We start from the raw sequence: 16,196 nt of genomic DNA on the forward strand, positions 1-16,196 counted from the left end.
GCCCGAGCGCAACTGTCGCTTCGTCAGGTCGGACGAACGGCGCTGGGGCAGCTCATGGGGCGTAGACCAGGTCCATCGTGTCGGTGTGCCCGGACCAGCGGAGGTCGAGGTGCCAGCAACCGTCCTGTGGCATGTCGATGATCGATGGGCCCGGGCCGCCGGCGACCTCCCGGGTCACCCGGGTGTTGGTGCCGTCCAGCGTCGCGGTGATCACCAGAGTGGCCGGTGACGTCGGGTCGGGCGAGGTCGTGGCAGCGCGGGCTACCCACAGGATCTTGTTGTTCGACCCGTCCTTCCTGTGCAGCCGCAGCGGATGGGCGAACAGCACCGCAACGATGTCGCCCTTCGCGCCGAAGACGTGCGGTGCCCGCGCGTCCCCACTGAATCCGGTGTCCGCCCAGTCGGGCAGAGAGCCGGTCTCGACCCGCGTACCGCAGCCTGTCGCGGCGGTCGCCGGAGCGGCGTTGGCGGTAGCGCCGGCCGGCGCGGCTGACCCGCCGCTGGTCGTGGTCGTGCACCCCGCCAGCAGGACCACCGATGATGCCAGCATCAACCTGCCCCATGAACCCATCTCGCCCCTTCCGGTACGCGTCGACGACTCGTCGCATCTTCACGACACCGGCCGGGCCCGCCAGGTTCCTAGCGCAACGAGCTGGCGACCTCGATCGCCTCAGCCTTGGTCAGAGCGCCCTCAAGCCGGTAGCTCACGTCGGCTTCCTGCCAGATCAGGGTCGAGGCGGCCAGCCGGGCGGTCTCCCTGCGGACCTCGCCCGCACGGTCCACGTACGACAGCACGTGCGGGCTGTCGACCCAGATGGCGAAGTCGTCGTTGACCTGCACCCAGGCCACACCCGGCGGATTCGCCTCCTTGTGGAAGGCCAGATCGAGCCGACCGTCGAACGCGTCGATGCGCAGCGCACCCCTGTCGTAGAGCAGCGTCGCCACTCGGCAGTTACCCATGGCGTCGGGGTCGGCGACCAGCACCTGCTCGGGCGGGCCCAGCTTCGCCGGTAGGCGGATCGGGAACCGCACCGCCCGTTGTGCCTCGTCCAGGGCAGCGGCCCGCTGTGCTGGCAACGGCGACGGAGTGCCGCTGGGCAGTGTCGGTGCGGACGAGGTGGCAATGCTGACTCCGGCGAAGCGCAGCAGCCCGACAACGGCATCGGCGACGGCGGCACGCGTCGGCGGCAACACCGCCACGAGCAGGGCGACGAGCGCCACCGCGGCGAGCGAGCGCCACCGGCGCCGCCGGGGTGCGGGCCTGCTGAGCCGTACGCGGACGCGGGCGGTCACGTCGGGCGGATCGGGCGTCTCCAGCCAGGCGGAGAGGTCACGCAGCTCCCGTTCGAGGTCACCCATGCCGGACCTCCTCGCGGTCGAGCATGCCGCGGAGCTTCGCCAGTGCCCGGGATGTCCTCGACTTCACCGTGCCTCGGGGCCAGCCCAGTGCCGCCACCGTCTCCTCCTCGGTGAGATCGAGAAAGAATCGGCAGACGATCACCTCGCGGTCCCGCACCGGCAGTTGACGCAGGGCCTCCACCAGCGCGGCGCGGCGCTCCCCGGCGAGGACCGCGTCGACCGCCCCGTCCTCGGCGATCTCCGCCGTCGGATCCGCCGCCGCGGCCCGCAGGACGAGCCCGTCGCGCCGACCTCGGGACCGGTGCAGGTTGCGGGTCTCGTTGGCGACGATCGCGAGCAGCCAGGATCGGAAGGACGACTCGCCCCGATAACGGGACAACTTGCGGTACGCCTTCACAAACGCCTCCTGGATGACGTCCTCGCAGTCCGAGCCCGCGCCGAGCAGCACCGCCGTCCGGTGCGCGGACGCGGTGTGCCGGGCGACCAGGAGGTCGTACGCCTCCAGGTCACCTGCCCGAGCGCGGGTGACGAGCGGGTCGTCGTCCAGGGGAACCTCCGTTCGGATCACACTCATGACACCGCCCACACGCCGCGGGTTCCACCCGTGGTTTTCCGACCGGGTCAGCTCCCTCCCATCCGACGTGCAGGGTATTGCCAGGAATCGGTGCTGCACTGGAGGGGCGTCGAGGAGAGGGGCTGGGCATGAGCTGGTTCAATCGCCGGTCGCGGGGTGCCGAGGCGACCCCGACGAAGCTGGACCGGGAGGCGACCCGCGACGACCTCGCGGCGTTGGAGGAATTCGTCGCCACTCGGCAGGGAGTGGAGTTCTACCTGGAGCCGGAGACCACCGCGACGGACACCACCGTGATGGCGATCGCCCACGACGGCGAGTGGATCCGTCGTCGTACCGGCACGCCGCGCGCCGCCGGCACCATCGCCCGCAAGCACGCGGTGCCGCTGTACGAGGCGGCGCGCACCGGCTACCCGGAACGGATGCGGGTGTGGAATCGCGCCCACCCGGAACGCCACGCCCGCTGAACCATGCGCCCGCCAGATCAGGCATGTCCCTGTCGGTCAGGTTGCGGCACGTGCCAGTGACCGCTGAATGAGCGTGAGGACGGGTGGAAGTAGCAGATCGTTGCTGGCGACCGTAGCCACAGCGTGCACGCTGTGGTGAGTGCCGTCGATGTCGACCACTTCGGCACCAGCCTCCTGAGCGACCACGACGCCCGCAGCGGTGTCCCACGGCTTGTTGTCGAGCATGATGAATGCATCGATCCTGCCTTGGGCCAACCAGGCGAGGTCGATCGCGGCGGAGCCGTGCATGCGTATTCGTTGGACGTGCTGGGCGAGTTGTTCCGTGATGGCCAGTCGTTCGGTGTTCTTCCGACTGGCCTCGGCACCGACGGCGTAGTCGCCGATGGCGACGACGGCGTCCTGCAGATCGGTGACTCGGCTGGCGTGGATGCGTTGATTGTTGGCGTAGGCACCGTGTCCTCTGGCGGCGTGATAGCGGGTGCCGAGGAACGGCAGGTCGACAATGCCGAGGACGGGATGTGTGCGATGGATGAGGCCGAGGGAGATGGCGCACAGCGGTGAGCCGTGGATGAAGTTGACGGTCCCGTCAACCGGGTCGAGTGCCCACGTGAGTTGGCTGGTGTCGCCGCTGGCGCCGTACTCCTCGCCGAGGAACCCGATGTCGGGTGCCTTGGCGGCCAGGTGCTCGCGGACCTGTTGCTCGATGGCGTAGTCCAGCTCAGAGGCCATGTCGCGGTCACCCTTGAAGGTGAGCGCACCGGGACGGAGAGTCCGCATCAGGTTATGCGCCAGGTCGATGGCCTCATGTGCCAGGGGGAGGAGATAGGCGTAGTCGGTCATAGCTGGCGGCTGCGCTCCCAGAGGGAGGTGAACATCTCGTCGAATACCGGGTAGAGGACGGCGGGGCCGGCGGTGCGTTCGATAACCATCGTGGGGCAGTCGACGCCGCGCCTCTGCGGTAGGTAGTGCTGGACGACGCAGAGCCGGTCGTCGATCAGAAGGACGTTGGCCCGGACGGATTCGTCGTACACGCGAATGGCCAGGCGGTCACGGTCATCCGCCGGGAGCCGGTTGCGGATACGGCGAGCCAGGTTTTGGATGTTGAGTTCGGTGAGTGCGCTGAGATGTCCGTCCGGATAGTCGTCCTCGCGCTCCTGCCGCCGGATCGTCTCGCCGGCCGGATCAAGGAACAGGCAGCGGAGGCGACCGCCGGCGGCGAGGAGCTTCAGGAGATGGTTGTCGGCGTACTGCTGACAGATGAGGTTGAGCGACAAGCCGGCCGCCCGGATGTCCTTGGCCTGGTCGAAAAGGACGTGCGGAGGCAACTCTGCGGTGAAGTCTGACCGGTTGGAATATATCGCCGTGACATCGCCCAGTCGGTCGCGATCAGTCCTGTCGAGCTGCGGGCCACTGATGTCCTGCTCTGCCGAGGCCGAGTGGCGTTCGCCGAGGAGGAGCGTCATGCGTGCGTGGCTCGGCACGGACAGGCCGGCGCAGATACGGGTGAGGACGTCGATGCTGCTGACCCGCCGGGTGCCGCTGGTGATCTCGCTGACCTGAGCCTGGCTGAGACCGGTGGCGATACCGAGATTGGTTTGGCTGGCGCGGGTGGCCCGCTGCACAAGCCGGAACACCTGAGCGATGTCGCGAGCGGTCAGAGCGTCGAGCATGTCGGCGGTCTCCCACAGCAGGTGGGGGATGGTGACCGCTGCGGCCGTTCGAACGCTCACGCGAGGCTCCCTTCCCACCTGTGGGGTGAGGTGAGCTTATCCAGTGGTCGAATGGCCCGACCCGGACGACATCCGGAAGGCGGGTGGAAACTATCCGCCGAAGAACCATCCGCCGTGATGGATGGCATCGGTTGCGGCAAGCAGGCTCGCTGCGTGAGACTCTCGTGCCGCCCACACCTGCCGATGCGCCCAGCCTGGCTGTGCCGTGACTGCGCCGCCCCGTGGCCGTGCTCGCGCGCGCAGCTCGATCTCGTCGCCGAGTTCTACGGCCACTCGCTGGCGCTGGCGTTCTACCTGGCGTCCTGCATGAACGAGGCGATTCACGACCTGCTCAGCCTCGGGGGTCGCCCCGACCTTGCCAAGATGCACGTGCGTTTCCTCGGCTGGCTGTCGCTGGCTCGTCGCCCCCGCCGCCGTGAGCCAGACTGATGGGCCTCGCGGACGTTGCCGCCCGGCTCAGGCGTCGTCGACGGCTGAGCGGGCTGCTCCAGCGCGGCCCAGGTCTCGGCGGCGTGCGCGGGGCTCCGCCCGGCGTCGATCATCACACTGCCGCGCTCGTCGGCGACCACCGCGACGCCGGCCTGGACCGCGTCCGGGTCCGGATCGCCTGGGCAGAGCCAGACTCGGCCGGAGAGGTGACGGAACTGCACGGCGACGATGGTGATCGACCCCCGAGATTGATGGCCGACGCTGGTCCGGCGATCACCGATCCTAGGTGCCGGGGCCGGGAGTCGCTGCCCCGCCGGGTGATCGGGGCAGGCCAGGGCATGCGCGCGGACCTTTGCTCTGCTTACGCATACGCACCGAAAAGACGTCGGCACTGTTGCGTCGGGTGAAGCAGAGCAAAGGAACCGCGGCATTGACCCAGGGCATTGCGATCCTGGTTTTCGCACACAAGCCAATCGTCAAATCTCGATGCATGGCGCTCGCCCGGCGGTGTCGGGGTCGGCGTTGACCGGCGACGGAGGGGTGTGGCAGCATTCGCGGCCTGACGGCAGTGAAGGAAGTCGGTGTGAATCCGACGCGGTCCCGCCACTGTCACCGGGGAGCGATCCCCCCTCGTGAGTCACGGCCGTGTGTCTGCGGTTGGAAGGCCGGGGGAGAGCGTCGATCCGGAAGCCAGGATACTTCGGCCGTCGGGACGTACCCCAGGGCGTGGACACCCGAGGAGGACCCGATGACGCACGGCGTCTCATTCATTGGCGAGCATCGTCATGAACCGCACGGTGGGCGCTTCGCCGCGCCCGTGACCGGCGGCACCCGCATGCGCCGAGCCGGCCGCGTCGGTGTGCTCCGAGCCGGCCGCGTCGGCCACCGGTACCGCTGAACTGACCGCCCGGCGCTGACCGTCCCCGACGCCCGCGTCGGTGAGTCGTCCGCCCGGCCGTCGTACCGGCTGACGCCGCACCCACTCGTATCGCCCCGTCACCCCCGTGGTGACCAGGGCGTCATCTCTCGGAGCCTGCCGTGCGCATCCTGCTGCTCTCCACCGCCGACACCGACCTGCTGGCCGCCCGCGCCAGCGGCGCCGACTACCGGCTGGCCAACCCCGCGCGGGTCCCCGCCGACGAGGTACCCGCCCTGCTCGACGGGGTCGACCTCGTCGTCGTACGCCTGCTCGGGGGTCGGCAGGCGTGGCCGGACGGCCTCGCGGCGGTGCTCGCCACCGGCGTGCCGACGGTCGTGCTCGGCGGCGAGGCACTACCCGACGCCGAGCTGATGGCCATCTCCACCGTGCCGTCCGGGGTCGTCACCCAGGCGCTGGCGTACCTGGTCGAGGGCGGGCCCGACAACCTCGGGCAGATGGCCCGGTTCCTCTCCGACACGGTGCTGCTCACCGGCGAGGGGTTCGCCCCGCCCGCACCCACCCCGGCGTACGGCGTGCACGGCGCGCACCTGGCCGACCCGTACCGGCCCACCGTGGGGATCGTCTTCTACCGGGCACACGCGCTGGCCGGCAACACCGGGTTCGTCGACGTGCTGGTCGAGGCGGTGCGGGCTGCCGGCGGCAACCCGCTGCCGATCTTCTGCGGCTCCCTGCGCGGGCTCACCGCCGACAGCGGACCGTTCGGGCTCTTCGCCCGCTGCGACGCGCTGCTGGTCACCGTGCTCGCGGCCGGCGGCGCGGTCGCCGCGGACGCCTCCGGAGGCGGTGACTCCGATGCCTGGGACGTCGGCGCGCTGGCCGCCCTGGACGTGCCGATCATCCAGGCGCTCTGCCTGACCAGCACCCGTGCGCAGTGGGCCCGCAGCGACGCCGGACTGTCCCCGTTGGACGCGGCGATGCAGGTGGCCATCCCCGAATTCGACGGCCGGATCGTCACCGTGCCGTTCTCGTTCAAGCAGATCGACGCGGACGGGCTCTCGGTCTACGCCGCCGACGAGGAGCGGGCCGCCCGGGTCGCCGGGATCGCGGTTCGCCACGCCCGGCTGCGGTACGTTCCCAACGCCGACAAGCGGATCGCCGTGCTGCTCAGCTCGTACCCCACCAAGCACTCCCGGGTCGGCAATGCCGTCGGGCTGGACACCCCGGTCTCGGCGGTCCGGCTGTTCGCCGCGCTCGCCGACGCCGGCTACCACCTGGGCGACGCGCCGCTGCCCGACGACGGTGACGCCCTGATCCACGCGCTGATCGCCGCCGGCGGTCACGACGTGGAGTGGCTCACCCCGGAGCAGCTCGCCGCCGCCGAGGCCCGGGTGCCCGGGCAGACGTACCGACGCTGGTTCGATCAGGTCCCGGCAGAGCTGCGTGAGCGGATGCGGGAGCACTGGGGTGAGCCGCCGGGCGAGCTCTACACCGAGGGCGGGGACATCGCGCTCGCCGGGCTGCGCTTCGGCAACGTGGTGCTGCTGATCCAGCCGCCGCGCGGCTTCGGGGAGAACCCGATCGCCATCTACCACGACCCGGACCTGCCGCCCAGCCACCACTACCTGGCCGCGTACCGCTGGTTGGCAGCACCGGTCGCCGACGGCGGCTTCGGCGCGGACGCCGTGGTGCACCTGGGCAAGCACGGCACCCTGGAGTGGCTGCCCGGCAAGGGCCTCGGCCTCGCCGCCGACTGCGCACCCGACGCGGTCCTCGGCGACCTGCCGCTGGTCTACCCGTTCATCGTCAACGACCCCGGCGAGGGCACCCAGGCCAAGCGGCGGGCGCACGCCGTGGTGATCGACCACCTCGTGCCGCCGATGGCCCGCGCCGAAACCTACGGCGACCTGGCCAAACTGGAACAACTGCTCGACGAGTACGCCACCGTGCAGGCCCTCGACCCGGCCAAGGTGCCGACCGTGCGGGCACAGATCTGGGATCTGGTACGCGCCGCCGAGCTGCACCACGACCTGAACGCCGAGGCGATGCCCGACGCGGACGACTTCGACGACTTCGTGCTGCACCTCGACGGGTACCTCTGCGAGGTCAAGGACGTGCAGATTCGCGACGGGCTGCACATCCTCGCCGACGCGCCCACCGGGGAGCCCCGGGTCAACCTGGTCCTCGCGGTGCTGCGCGCCCCACAGATCTGGGGTGGTGCCCGCGCCCTGCCCGGCCTGCGGCAGGCCCTCGCCGTCGCGTACGGGCTTGACGAGCAGGCGCTGCTCGCGTCACCGGGCCAGCGACTGGCACTGCCCACGGCGCTGACCGAGGTGGTGGACGGGCCGGCCGGCACCGCCGCCGACGCCGTCGACCTGATCGAGGCCCTCGCCCGGCGGTTGGTCATCGGCATGGAGACGCTCGACTGGGACGCCGAGACCGTCGACGCCGTGGTCGAGGAGGTCACCGGCCAGCCGATCCGGGACGTCGCCGCGGTGCTGCGTTTCGCCGCCACCGAGCTGGTGCCCCGGCTGGACCGGACCACCGACGAGCTGAGGAACACCCTCGGCGCGCTCGACGGGCGGTTCGTGCCGCCCGGTCCGTCCGGCTCACCCACCCGGGGCCTGGTCAACGTGCTGCCCACCGGCCGCAACTTCTACTCCGTCGACCCCAAGGCCATTCCCAGCCGCAACGCCTGGGACGTCGGGGTCGCCCTCGCCGACTCGCTGCTGGCCCGGCACCTCGCCGACACCGGGGCGTACCCCCGCTCGGTGGGTTTGACCGTGTGGGGCACCAGCGCCATGCGGACCCAGGGCGACGACATCGCCGAGGTGCTCGCGCTGCTGGGCTGCCGCCCGGTCTGGGACGACCGGTCGCGGCGCGTCACCGGCATCGAGGTGGTGTCGACCGCCGAGCTGGGCCGGCCCCGCGTCGACGTCACCGTGCGCATCTCCGGCTTCTTCCGCGACGCGTTCCCGCACGTCGTGGCGCTGCTCGACGACGCCGTCCGGCGGATCGCCGCCCTGGACGAGCCGGATGAGGAGAACTACCTGCGAGCGCACGTCGCCGTCGACCTCGCCGAGCACGGCGACGAGCGGCGGGCCACCGCCCGGATCTTCGGCTCCAAGCCCGGGGCGTACGGCGCGGGCCTGCTGCCCCTCATCGACGCCCGGACCTGGCGCAGCGACGCCGATCTGGCCGAGGTGTACGCGGTGTGGGGCGGCTACGCCTACGGCCGGGGCCTGGACGGGCGGGAGGCGCGCGCCGACATGGAACGCTCCTTCGCCCGGATCGCGGTGGCGGTGAAGAACCAGGACACCCGCGAGCACGACATCGTCGACTCCGACGACTACTTCCAGTACCACGGTGGGATGGTGGCGATGGTCCGTCACCTCACCGGCACGTCGCCGCAGGCGTACGTGGGTGACTCGGCGATGCCACACGACGTGCGTACCCGCACGCTGGGCGAGGAGACCCGGCGGGTGTTCCGGGCCCGGGTGGTCAACCCGAAGTGGATCGCCGCGATGCGCCGGCACGGCTACAAGGGCGCATTCGAGTTGGCCGCCACCGTGGACTACCTGTTCGGGTACGACGCCACCGCCGGCGTGGTCGACGACTGGATGTACGAGCACCTGGCCGCCGCGTACCTCTTCGACGAGACCACCCGGGAGTTCCTGGAGCAATCCAACCCGTGGGCGCTGCGCGGCATCACCGAGCGGCTGTTGGAGGCCGCCGACCGGGGGTTGTGGGCCACACCCGAGCCGACCACCCTCGACCGGCTCCGCGATACGTACCTGGCCAGCGAGGGTGACCTGGAGGACCGGGCATGACCAGTACCTACCCGTTCAGTGCTGTGCTCGGCATGGCTGACATGCGGCTGGCGCTGCTGCTCAACGCGGTGTCCCCGGCGATCGGCGGGGTGCTGGTCCGCGGCGAGAAGGGCACTGCCAAGTCGACGGCCGTACGGGCCCTCGCCGCGCTGCTGCCCCCCGTACCCCGGGTCGCCGGTTGCCGCTTCGGCTGTGACCCGGCCGAGCCGGACCCGGCCTGCCCGGACGGCCCGCATCCGGCCGAAGCCCCTACCGAGACCCGTCCGGCGCGGCTGGTGGAGCTGCCGGTCGGTGCCGCCGAGGACCGGGTGGTCGGCTCGCTGGACCTGGAGAAGGCCCTCGGCGAGGGCGTACGCGCCTTCGAACCGGGCCTGCTCGCTGCCGCGCACCGGGGCCTGCTCTACGTCGACGAGGTCAACCTCCTGCACGACCACCTCGTCGACCTGCTGCTCGACGCGGCGGCGATGGGCCGCAGTCACGTCGAGCGGGAGGGCGTCTCGGTCAGTCATGCCGCCCGGTTCCTGCTGGTCGGCACGATGAACCCGGAGGAGGGGGAGCTGCGCCCGCAGTTGCTCGACCGGTTCGGCCTCACCGTCGAGGTGGGGGCCAGCCGCGACCCGGAGGTCCGGGTCGAGGTGGTTCGCCGCCGGCTCGCCGCCGACGCCGACCCGGCCGGGTTCGCCGCCCGCTGGGCCGGTGCCGACGCGGAGATCGCCGGCCAGGTGGCCGCCGCACGCCGCAGGCTTCCCGGGGTACGACTCCCGGACGCCGCGTTGCGGCAGATCGCCGAGGTCTGCGCGGCGTTCGACGTGGACGGGATGCGCGCCGACATCGTCACCGCCCGTACCGCCCTCGCTCACGCCGCCTGGCACGGCCGGGACCGGGTCACCATCGACGACGTCCGGGTCGCCGCCCGGCTCGCCCTGCCGCACCGCCGTCGCCGCGACCCCTTCGACACACCAGGGCTGGACGAGAAGCGCCTCGACGAGGCGTTGCAGCGCGCCCAGGACGCACACCCCGACGACCTGGACGACGACCGTGGCCCCGACGACGGCAGCGGTCCCGACGGCGGCGGCGGTCCGGCTGGCAGTGGCCCCGACGGCCGTGGCCCGGCTGGCGGTGGCCCCGACGGTGGCGGCCCGGCCGGCGGCGGTGGCCCGGCTGGTCCCGGCGGCCGGGACGGCGGGGATGGGAGCGGCGGCGACCGGCAGAACGAGGGTGCGCACGGCGGTCGGGATGCGGCGACCGGTGACGACGACCTTTCCCGTGGGCGGGGCAGCGGCGGGGAGGGGCAGCCGGTGGCCGTACCCCGAGGTGGGTTGAGGGCGCGGGTCCTCACCGCGCCCGGCGTGGGTGACGGGGTGCCTGGCCGGCGTTCGCGTGCCCGCACCGGGCGGGGCCGCACCACCGGGGCCCGGGTGCCGACGAGTCGGGTCGGGGCGCTGCACCTGCCGGCGACGGTTCGTGCCGCCGCGCCGCACCAGGCCTCCCGGGGGCGACTGACCGGCCCTCTGCGGCTGCGTCCGGACGACGTGCGCGAGGCGGTCCGGGAGGGGCGCGAGGGCAACCTGGTGCTGTTCGTGGTGGACGCGAGCGGCTCGATGGGTGCCCGGCAGCGAATGAGCGCCGTGAAGGACGCGGTGCTCGCCCTGCTCACCGACGCGTACCAGCGGCGGGACAAGGTCGCGGTGATCGCCTTCCGGGGTGCTGGCGCGCGGACGTTGCTGCCGGCCACCTCCTCGGTGCTGGCCGCCTCGACCCGGCTGGCCGAGTTGCCCACCGGTGGGCGTACGCCGCTGGCCGAGGGGCTGCTCGCCGCCGCCGACCTGCTGCGCGTGGAGCGCCTGCGCGACCCGAGGCGGCGGCCCCTGGTCCTCATCGTCACCGACGGCCGGGCCACCGCAGGCAACCGCCCGTTGGACCGCGCGGCGGGAGCGGCAGCCGTGCTGGCAGCAACGAACGCCCCCTGCGTGGTGATCGACTGCGAAACCGGCCCGGTCCGCCTGAACCTGGCGCGCCGTCTGGCGACCCAGCTCAACAACGCACCCCACCACACCCTCGACACCCTCACCCGCCCTCGCGATCTTGCACTTACTGCCCCGGCATAGCGGACGAGGTGCACATATGACAGACCGAAACTGCGAGATCGCGGGGATGTGGGCCGGGGTCGGGGCGAGAAGGGGAGACTGCTGATGCCGCAGGGGAAACCTGACGTGGTGCCCGATGACGGGTTGACTACCCGGCAGCGGCGTCGTCGGCCACTGCTGATAGTCCACACCGGACAGATGAAGGGGAAGTCGACCGCTGCCTTCGGGTTGGCGTTGCGGGCCTGGACGGCCGGTCTGCCGGTCGGGGTGTTCCAGTTCGTCAAGAGCGCCAAGTGGCGGGTGGGGGAGGAGAACGCCTTCCGAGCGCTCGGCGAGGTGCACGCGCGCACCGGCCAGGGCGCACCGGTGGCCTGGCACAAGATGGGCGAGGGCTGGTCGTGGATCCAGCGTGGTGGCGACGCCGACCACGCCGCCGACGCCCTGGAGGGCTGGCGGCAGATCCAGCGTGACCTGGCCGCCGAGCGCTACGGGCTGTACGTGCTGGACGAGTTCACCTACCCGATGACGTGGGGCTGGGTGGACGTCGACGAGGTGGTCGCCACCCTGGCCGACCGACCCGGTTTCCAACACGTGGTCATCACCGGCCGGAACGCCGACCCACGCCTGGTCGCCGCCGCGGATCTGGTCGCCGAGCTGACCAAGGTCAAGCACCCGATGGACACCGGCCAGAAGGGCCAGAAGGGCATCGAGTGGTGAGCACCCCTGCCGAGCCGTGGCCGCTGCCCCGGGTGGTCGTCGCCGCGCCGGCCAGCGGCCACGGCAAGACGACCATCGCCACCGGGCTGCTCGCCGCGCTGCGCCGTCGTGGCCTGACAGTCAGCCCGCACAAGGTCGGCCCGGACTACATCGACCCCGGCTACCACGCCCTCGCCGCCGGCCGGGTCGGCCGCAACCTCGACCCGTTCCTGGTCGGGGCCGAGCGGATCGCCCCGCTGCTGCGGCACGGCGCGAGCGTCCCGACAGCCGCCGACATCGCCGTGGTGGAGGGCGTCATGGGCCTGCACGACGGCGCGGTCGGCCGCCGCGACTACGCCTCCACCGCACACGTCGCCCGGCTCATCGACGCACCCGTGCTGCTGGTGCTGGACACCACCGCGCAGGGCCGCTCGGCCGCCGCGCTGACGCTGGGCATGGCCGCGTTCGACCCGGCCGTACGGATCGGCGGCGTGATCCTCAACCGGGTCGGCTCGCCCCGGCACGAGACACTGCTGCGCGACGCCCTCGCCGAGGTGGGCGTACCGGTGCTCGGGGCGGTCACCCGCGCCGCCGAGGTGACCGCGCCGGCCCGGCACCTCGGGTTGGTCCCGGTCGCCGAGCGGGCACCCGAGTCCCTCGCGATCGTCAGCGCGCTCGCCGAACTGGTCGAAGCCACCGTGGACGTCGACGCCGTGCTCGACCTGGCCCGTACCGCCCCACCGCTGACCATCCCGGCGTGGGACCCGGTCACGGCCGTCGGCGGGCCGGCCGGCACCGAGCGGCCACGTGTCGCGCTCGCCGGTGGTCCCGCCTTCACCTTCTCGTACGCGGAGACCGCCGAACTGCTCACCGGGGCCGGCGCGGACGTGGTCACCGTCGACCCGCTGTGTGACCCGGCGCTGCCCGTCGGCACCCGCGCGGTGATCATCGGCGGCGGGTTCCCCGAGGCGTACGCGGAGGCGCTGGCCGGCAACGCCGCGCTCCGCGCCGAGCTGGCCGACTTCGACGGGCCGATCGTGGCCGAGTGCGCCGGGCTGCTCTACCTCGGGCGGTCCCTGGACGGCGTACCGATGTGCGGCCGGCTGGACCTGACCGCCCGGATGACCGGCCGGCTCACCCTCGGCTACCGCGAGGCCGTGGCTGTCACCGACTCCCCGCTGGCCCTCGCCGGCCAGCCGGTACGCGGCCACGAGTTCCACCGCACCACCACCGACCCTCAGCACGGTGACCGGCCGGCGTGGCGCTGGGATGACGCGGAGCACGGCTTCGTCACCGGTGGGCTGCACGCCTCCTACCTGCACACCCACTGGGCCGGTCACCCCGACGCGGCCCGCCGGCTGGTCGAGGCGTGCCGATGAACGCCGACGCCACGCTGACCGGGGTGGGCGTCGGCCCGGGCGACCCGGAACTGCTCACCGTCAAGGCGGTGCGGGTGCTGCGCGAGGCCGACCTGGTCTTCGTACCGGTGATGGCGGACCGGGTCGAGCCCACCGCGACCGCCGGTCCGACGCCGCCGGGCGTGGACGCCGGGCGCGCCGAGCGGACCGTGCGGACCCACGTCGCGGCGGACCGGCTGCGCCGGCTGCCGTTCGCCCTGGACGACCGGGGCGGGGTGACCGCCCGCCGGGCGGCGGCCTGGGACGACGCGGCCCGGGTGGTCGTCGACGCGATCGACGCGGGCGCACGGTCCCTGGTCTTCGCGACCATCGGCGACCCGAACGTCTACTCCACCTTCGGCTATCTGGCGCAGAGCGTCCGGGCCCTGCGCCCGGCGGTGCGGGTGGCGAGCGTGCCCGGCGTCACCGCCATGCAGGAGCTGGCCGCACGCAGTGGCACCCCACTTTGCGAGGGACGCGAACCGCTGACCCTGCTGCCGGCCACCGCCGGGCTGGCGCTGTTCGCCGACGCCCTCGCTGGGCCGGGCACCGTGGTCGTCTACAAGGGCTGGCGACGGCACCCGGAGCTGCTCGCCGAACTGCGCCGCCAGGGCCGGCTCCCCGCCGCGGTGCTCGGGCGCAGCCTGGGGCTGCCCGGTGAACGGATCGGCCCGGTCGACGACACCGCCCACGACCTGCCGTACCTGTCGACGCTGCTGGTCCCGGCCCGCCGCGACCACCGAGGAGGAAAACTGTGACCAGCGACGGCAAGGTGTGGTTCGTCGGTGCCGGCCCAGGTGCGGCGGACCTGCTGACCCTGCGGGCCGCCCGGGTGATCGCCGAGGCGGACATCGTGATCTGGGCGGCCAGCCTGGTGCACGCCGACGTGCTCGACCACGCCCACCCCGGCGCGGAGATCGTCGATTCGTCGCAGCTGCCCATCGAGGGGGTGCTGCCGCTCTACGAGCGGGCCGCCGAGCAGGGGCTGACCGTGGCTCGGATCCACTCCGGCGACCCGGCGCTGTGGGGCGCGGTGCAGGAGCAACTGGACCTGTGCCGTGCGCTCGGCCTGGCCGTCGAGATCGTGCCCGGGGTCTCCTCGTTCACCGCCGTCGCGGCGATCGTCGGGCGGGAGCTGACCGTGCCCGAGATCGCCCAGTCGGTGATCCTCACCCGCCTCGAAGGTGGCAAGACCCCGATGCCGCCCGGCGAGCGGGTCCGAGACTTCGCCCGGCACGGCACCACGATGGCGCTGTTCCTCTCCGCCGCCCGCTCCGGGCAGGTGCAGGCCGAGTTGCTGGCCGGCGGCTACCCGGCGGACACCCCGGCCGTGGTGGCGTACCAGGCGACCTGGCCCGACGAACTGGTCGTGCGCTGCACGGTCGGCACCCTGGAAGCGACGGTCAAGCAGCACCGGCTGTGGAAGCACACCCTGTTCCTGGTCGGACCGGCCCTCGCCGCCGAGGGCACCCGCTCGCACCTGTACCACCCCGGGCACTTCCACACCTTCCGCAAGGCGGAGCCGGCCGCCCGCGCCGAGCTGCGCCGCCAGGCCGGCGCCCGCACCGGGGGGACAGCCACACCGGGGCACACACCATGACGTACGCCGAGCCACCGCTGCGCGAGCCAGACCTGCCGCGTACCGCGAAGGTCCGGCCCACCGCGCTGCGGACCGGCTGGACCACCGGCGCCTGCGCGACGGCGGCGGCCAAGGCCGCGGTCACCGCCCTGGTCACGGGGGAGATCCAACCGGAGGTGGAGATCGGTCTGCCCGCAGGGCGTCGGGTGCGTTTCCCGGTGGAACGCTGCGAGGTGACCGGCACCCCGCCGGTCCGGGCCGAGGCGGTCGTCGTCAAGGACGCCGGGGACGACCCGGACGTCACCCACGGGGCCGAGCTGACCGCCACCGTGGACTGGACCGACGTCCCCGGTCTGCGGCTCTCCGGCGGTGCCGGCGTCGGCACGGTCACCAAGCCGGGTCTCGGGCTCGCGGTCGGCGGTCCGGCGATCAACGACACCCCGCGCCGGATGATCGGCGAGGCGGTGGCCGAGGTGGTCGACCTCACCGAGGTCGGCGTCCGCGTGCTGATCAGCGTGCCCCGGGGCGAGATCATGGCCCGCAAGACCACCAACCGACGGCTCGGCATCCTCGGCGGCATCTCGATCCTCGGCACCACCGGGATCGTCCGTCCCTTCTCGACCGCGTCCTGGCGGGCAAGCGTCGTCCAGGCCGTGCACGTGATGGCCGCACAGGGCGAGCCGACCGTGGTGCTCTGCACCGGCGGGCGCACCGAACGGGCCGCCCGCGCACTGCTGCCCGACCTGCCCGAGGTCTGCTTCGTCGAGGTCGGCGACTTCACCGGTGCCGCGGTGACCGCCGCCGTGGGCGACGCGATGACCGGGGTGGTCTTCGTCGGGATGGCCGGCAAACTGGCCAAACTCGCCGCCGGCATCCTGATGACCCACTACACGCGCTCCACGGTCGACCTGTCGCTGCTCGGCGCGGTGACCGCCGAGGCCGGTGGCGACCCGTCGCTCGTCGCCGCCGTGACCGAGGCGAACACCGGACGGCACGCGTACGAGCTGTGGGAGGCCGCCGGCCTGCTCAGCCCCGCCGGTGACCTGCTCTGCCAGCGGGTCCGCCAGGTGCTGCGGCGCTTCGCGGGGCCGACGGTCACCGTGGACGTGGCGATGGTCGACTTCGCCGGAGCGCACGTCGTCGCCTCCTCCGGGCGGTGGCCCCGGTGACCGGC

Annotated in this window: 14 protein-coding genes and 1 riboswitch; of the genes, 9 read left to right on the top strand and 5 right to left on the bottom strand. The window is 72.6% G+C overall.

The genetic code is table 11. The annotated features are described in order from the left end of the window. Nucleotides 1–52 precede the first annotated feature (52 nt). From ABZT18_RS11515 to ABZT18_RS11525, 3 genes are all read right to left on the bottom strand, one after another. Complete coding sequence (locus tag ABZT18_RS11515) at nucleotides 53–550, bottom strand: hypothetical protein (protein WP_354994191.1); 498 nt, start codon at nucleotides 548–550, stop codon at nucleotides 53–55. An 89-nt stretch (nucleotides 551–639) separates the two neighbouring features. Continuing rightward, nucleotides 640–1,359 (bottom strand): hypothetical protein, encoded by a 720-nt coding sequence (locus ABZT18_RS11520; protein ID WP_354994190.1) that lies wholly within the window; start codon nucleotides 1,357–1,359, stop codon nucleotides 640–642. After that, complete coding sequence (locus ABZT18_RS11525) at nucleotides 1,352–1,933, bottom strand: RNA polymerase sigma factor (RefSeq protein WP_354994189.1); 582 nt, start codon at nucleotides 1,931–1,933, stop codon at nucleotides 1,352–1,354. The genes ABZT18_RS11520 and ABZT18_RS11525 overlap by 8 nt, the downstream gene beginning before the upstream one ends. Nucleotides 1,934–2,061: 128 nt before the next feature. Here ABZT18_RS11525 and ABZT18_RS11530 point away from each other — a divergent pair, with 128 nt between their 5' ends. Continuing rightward, nucleotides 2,062–2,397, top strand: a complete 336-nt coding sequence (locus ABZT18_RS11530) for a hypothetical protein (RefSeq protein WP_354994188.1) — start codon at nucleotides 2,062–2,064, stop codon at nucleotides 2,395–2,397. Nucleotides 2,398–2,433: 36 nt separating this feature from the next. Here the strand turns inward: ABZT18_RS11530 and ABZT18_RS11535 are convergent, their stop codons facing one another. Together ABZT18_RS11535 and ABZT18_RS11540 are read right to left on the bottom strand one after the other, a co-directional pair. Beyond that, a complete protein-coding gene (locus tag ABZT18_RS11535; RefSeq protein ID WP_354994187.1) occupies nucleotides 2,434–3,237 on the bottom strand; it encodes an inositol monophosphatase family protein in 804 nt (267 codons plus the stop codon). Next, nucleotides 3,234–4,067: a DUF5919 domain-containing protein gene (locus ABZT18_RS11540; protein WP_354994186.1), complete on the bottom strand. Its 834-nt coding sequence runs from the start codon at nucleotides 4,065–4,067 to the stop codon at nucleotides 3,234–3,236. The genes ABZT18_RS11535 and ABZT18_RS11540 overlap by 4 nt, the downstream gene beginning before the upstream one ends. 213 nt (nucleotides 4,068–4,280) lie before the next feature. Between ABZT18_RS11540 and ABZT18_RS11545 the strand changes: the two genes are divergently transcribed. The 8 genes from ABZT18_RS11545 (at nucleotide 4,281) to ABZT18_RS11580 (ending at nucleotide 16,191) form a co-directional block, all read left to right on the top strand. Beyond that, nucleotides 4,281–4,556, top strand: coding sequence for a hypothetical protein (locus tag ABZT18_RS11545; protein ID WP_354994185.1), 276 nt, complete (start codon nucleotides 4,281–4,283; stop codon nucleotides 4,554–4,556). A 571-nt stretch (nucleotides 4,557–5,127) separates the two neighbouring features. Then, nucleotides 5,128–5,257: riboswitch (cobalamin riboswitch) on the top strand. A 337-nt stretch (nucleotides 5,258–5,594) separates the two neighbouring features. Then, nucleotides 5,595–9,263, top strand: coding sequence for a cobaltochelatase subunit CobN (gene cobN, locus ABZT18_RS11550; protein ID WP_354994184.1), 3,669 nt, complete (start codon nucleotides 5,595–5,597; stop codon nucleotides 9,261–9,263). Further along, complete coding sequence (locus ABZT18_RS11555; protein WP_354994183.1) at nucleotides 9,260–11,371, top strand: VWA domain-containing protein; 2,112 nt, start codon at nucleotides 9,260–9,262, stop codon at nucleotides 11,369–11,371. The genes cobN and ABZT18_RS11555 overlap by 4 nt, the downstream gene beginning before the upstream one ends. Nucleotides 11,372–11,455: 84 nt before the next feature. Beyond that, entirely contained in the window at nucleotides 11,456–12,067 is a 612-nt protein-coding gene (gene cobO, locus ABZT18_RS11560; protein WP_354994182.1) for a cob(I)yrinic acid a,c-diamide adenosyltransferase, read from the top strand. Further along, entirely contained in the window at nucleotides 12,061–13,425 is a 1,365-nt protein-coding gene (locus ABZT18_RS11565; protein ID WP_354994181.1) for a cobyrinate a,c-diamide synthase, read from the top strand. The genes cobO and ABZT18_RS11565 overlap by 7 nt, the downstream gene beginning before the upstream one ends. Continuing rightward, nucleotides 13,422–14,201 carry a precorrin-2 C(20)-methyltransferase gene (gene cobI / locus ABZT18_RS11570; protein ID WP_354994180.1) on the top strand — a complete coding sequence of 260 codons (780 nt, stop codon included), beginning with the start codon at nucleotides 13,422–13,424 and terminating at the stop codon, nucleotides 14,199–14,201. The genes ABZT18_RS11565 and cobI overlap by 4 nt, the downstream gene beginning before the upstream one ends. Beyond that, a complete protein-coding gene (gene cobM / locus ABZT18_RS11575) occupies nucleotides 14,198–15,043 on the top strand; it encodes a precorrin-4 C(11)-methyltransferase (RefSeq protein WP_355251166.1) in 846 nt (281 codons plus the stop codon). The genes cobI and cobM overlap by 4 nt, the downstream gene beginning before the upstream one ends. Then, nucleotides 15,040–16,191 (top strand): cobalt-precorrin-5B (C(1))-methyltransferase, encoded by a 1,152-nt coding sequence (locus ABZT18_RS11580; RefSeq protein WP_355251169.1) that lies wholly within the window; start codon nucleotides 15,040–15,042, stop codon nucleotides 16,189–16,191. The genes cobM and ABZT18_RS11580 overlap by 4 nt, the downstream gene beginning before the upstream one ends. Nucleotides 16,192–16,196 lie beyond the last annotated feature (5 nt).

It is taken from the genome of Micromonospora sp. NPDC005291 (genome assembly GCF_040607415.1).
Classification (GTDB): Bacteria; Actinomycetota; Actinomycetes; order Mycobacteriales; family Micromonosporaceae; genus Micromonospora.

Coding starts and splice junctions, on each gene's coding strand:
- ABZT18_RS11515 (WP_354994191.1), bottom strand. CDS start 550: ATGCTGGCATCATCGGTGGTCCTGCTGGCGGGGTGCACGACCACGACC.
- ABZT18_RS11520 (WP_354994190.1), bottom strand. CDS start 1,359: ATGGGTGACCTCGAACGGGAGCTGCGTGACCTCTCCGCCTGGCTGGAG.
- ABZT18_RS11525 (WP_354994189.1), bottom strand. CDS start 1,933: ATGAGTGTGATCCGAACGGAGGTTCCCCTGGACGACGACCCGCTCGTC.
- ABZT18_RS11530 (WP_354994188.1), top strand. CDS start 2,062: ATGAGCTGGTTCAATCGCCGGTCGCGGGGTGCCGAGGCGACCCCGACG.
- ABZT18_RS11535 (WP_354994187.1), bottom strand. CDS start 3,237: ATGACCGACTACGCCTATCTCCTCCCCCTGGCACATGAGGCCATCGAC.
- ABZT18_RS11540 (WP_354994186.1), bottom strand. CDS start 4,067: ATGCTCGACGCTCTGACCGCTCGCGACATCGCTCAGGTGTTCCGGCTT.
- ABZT18_RS11555 (WP_354994183.1), top strand. CDS start 9,260: ATGACCAGTACCTACCCGTTCAGTGCTGTGCTCGGCATGGCTGACATG.
- cobO (WP_354994182.1), top strand. CDS start 11,456: ATGCCGCAGGGGAAACCTGACGTGGTGCCCGATGACGGGTTGACTACC.
- cobI (WP_354994180.1), top strand. CDS start 13,422: ATGAACGCCGACGCCACGCTGACCGGGGTGGGCGTCGGCCCGGGCGAC.
- ABZT18_RS11580 (WP_355251169.1), top strand. CDS start 15,040: ATGACGTACGCCGAGCCACCGCTGCGCGAGCCAGACCTGCCGCGTACC.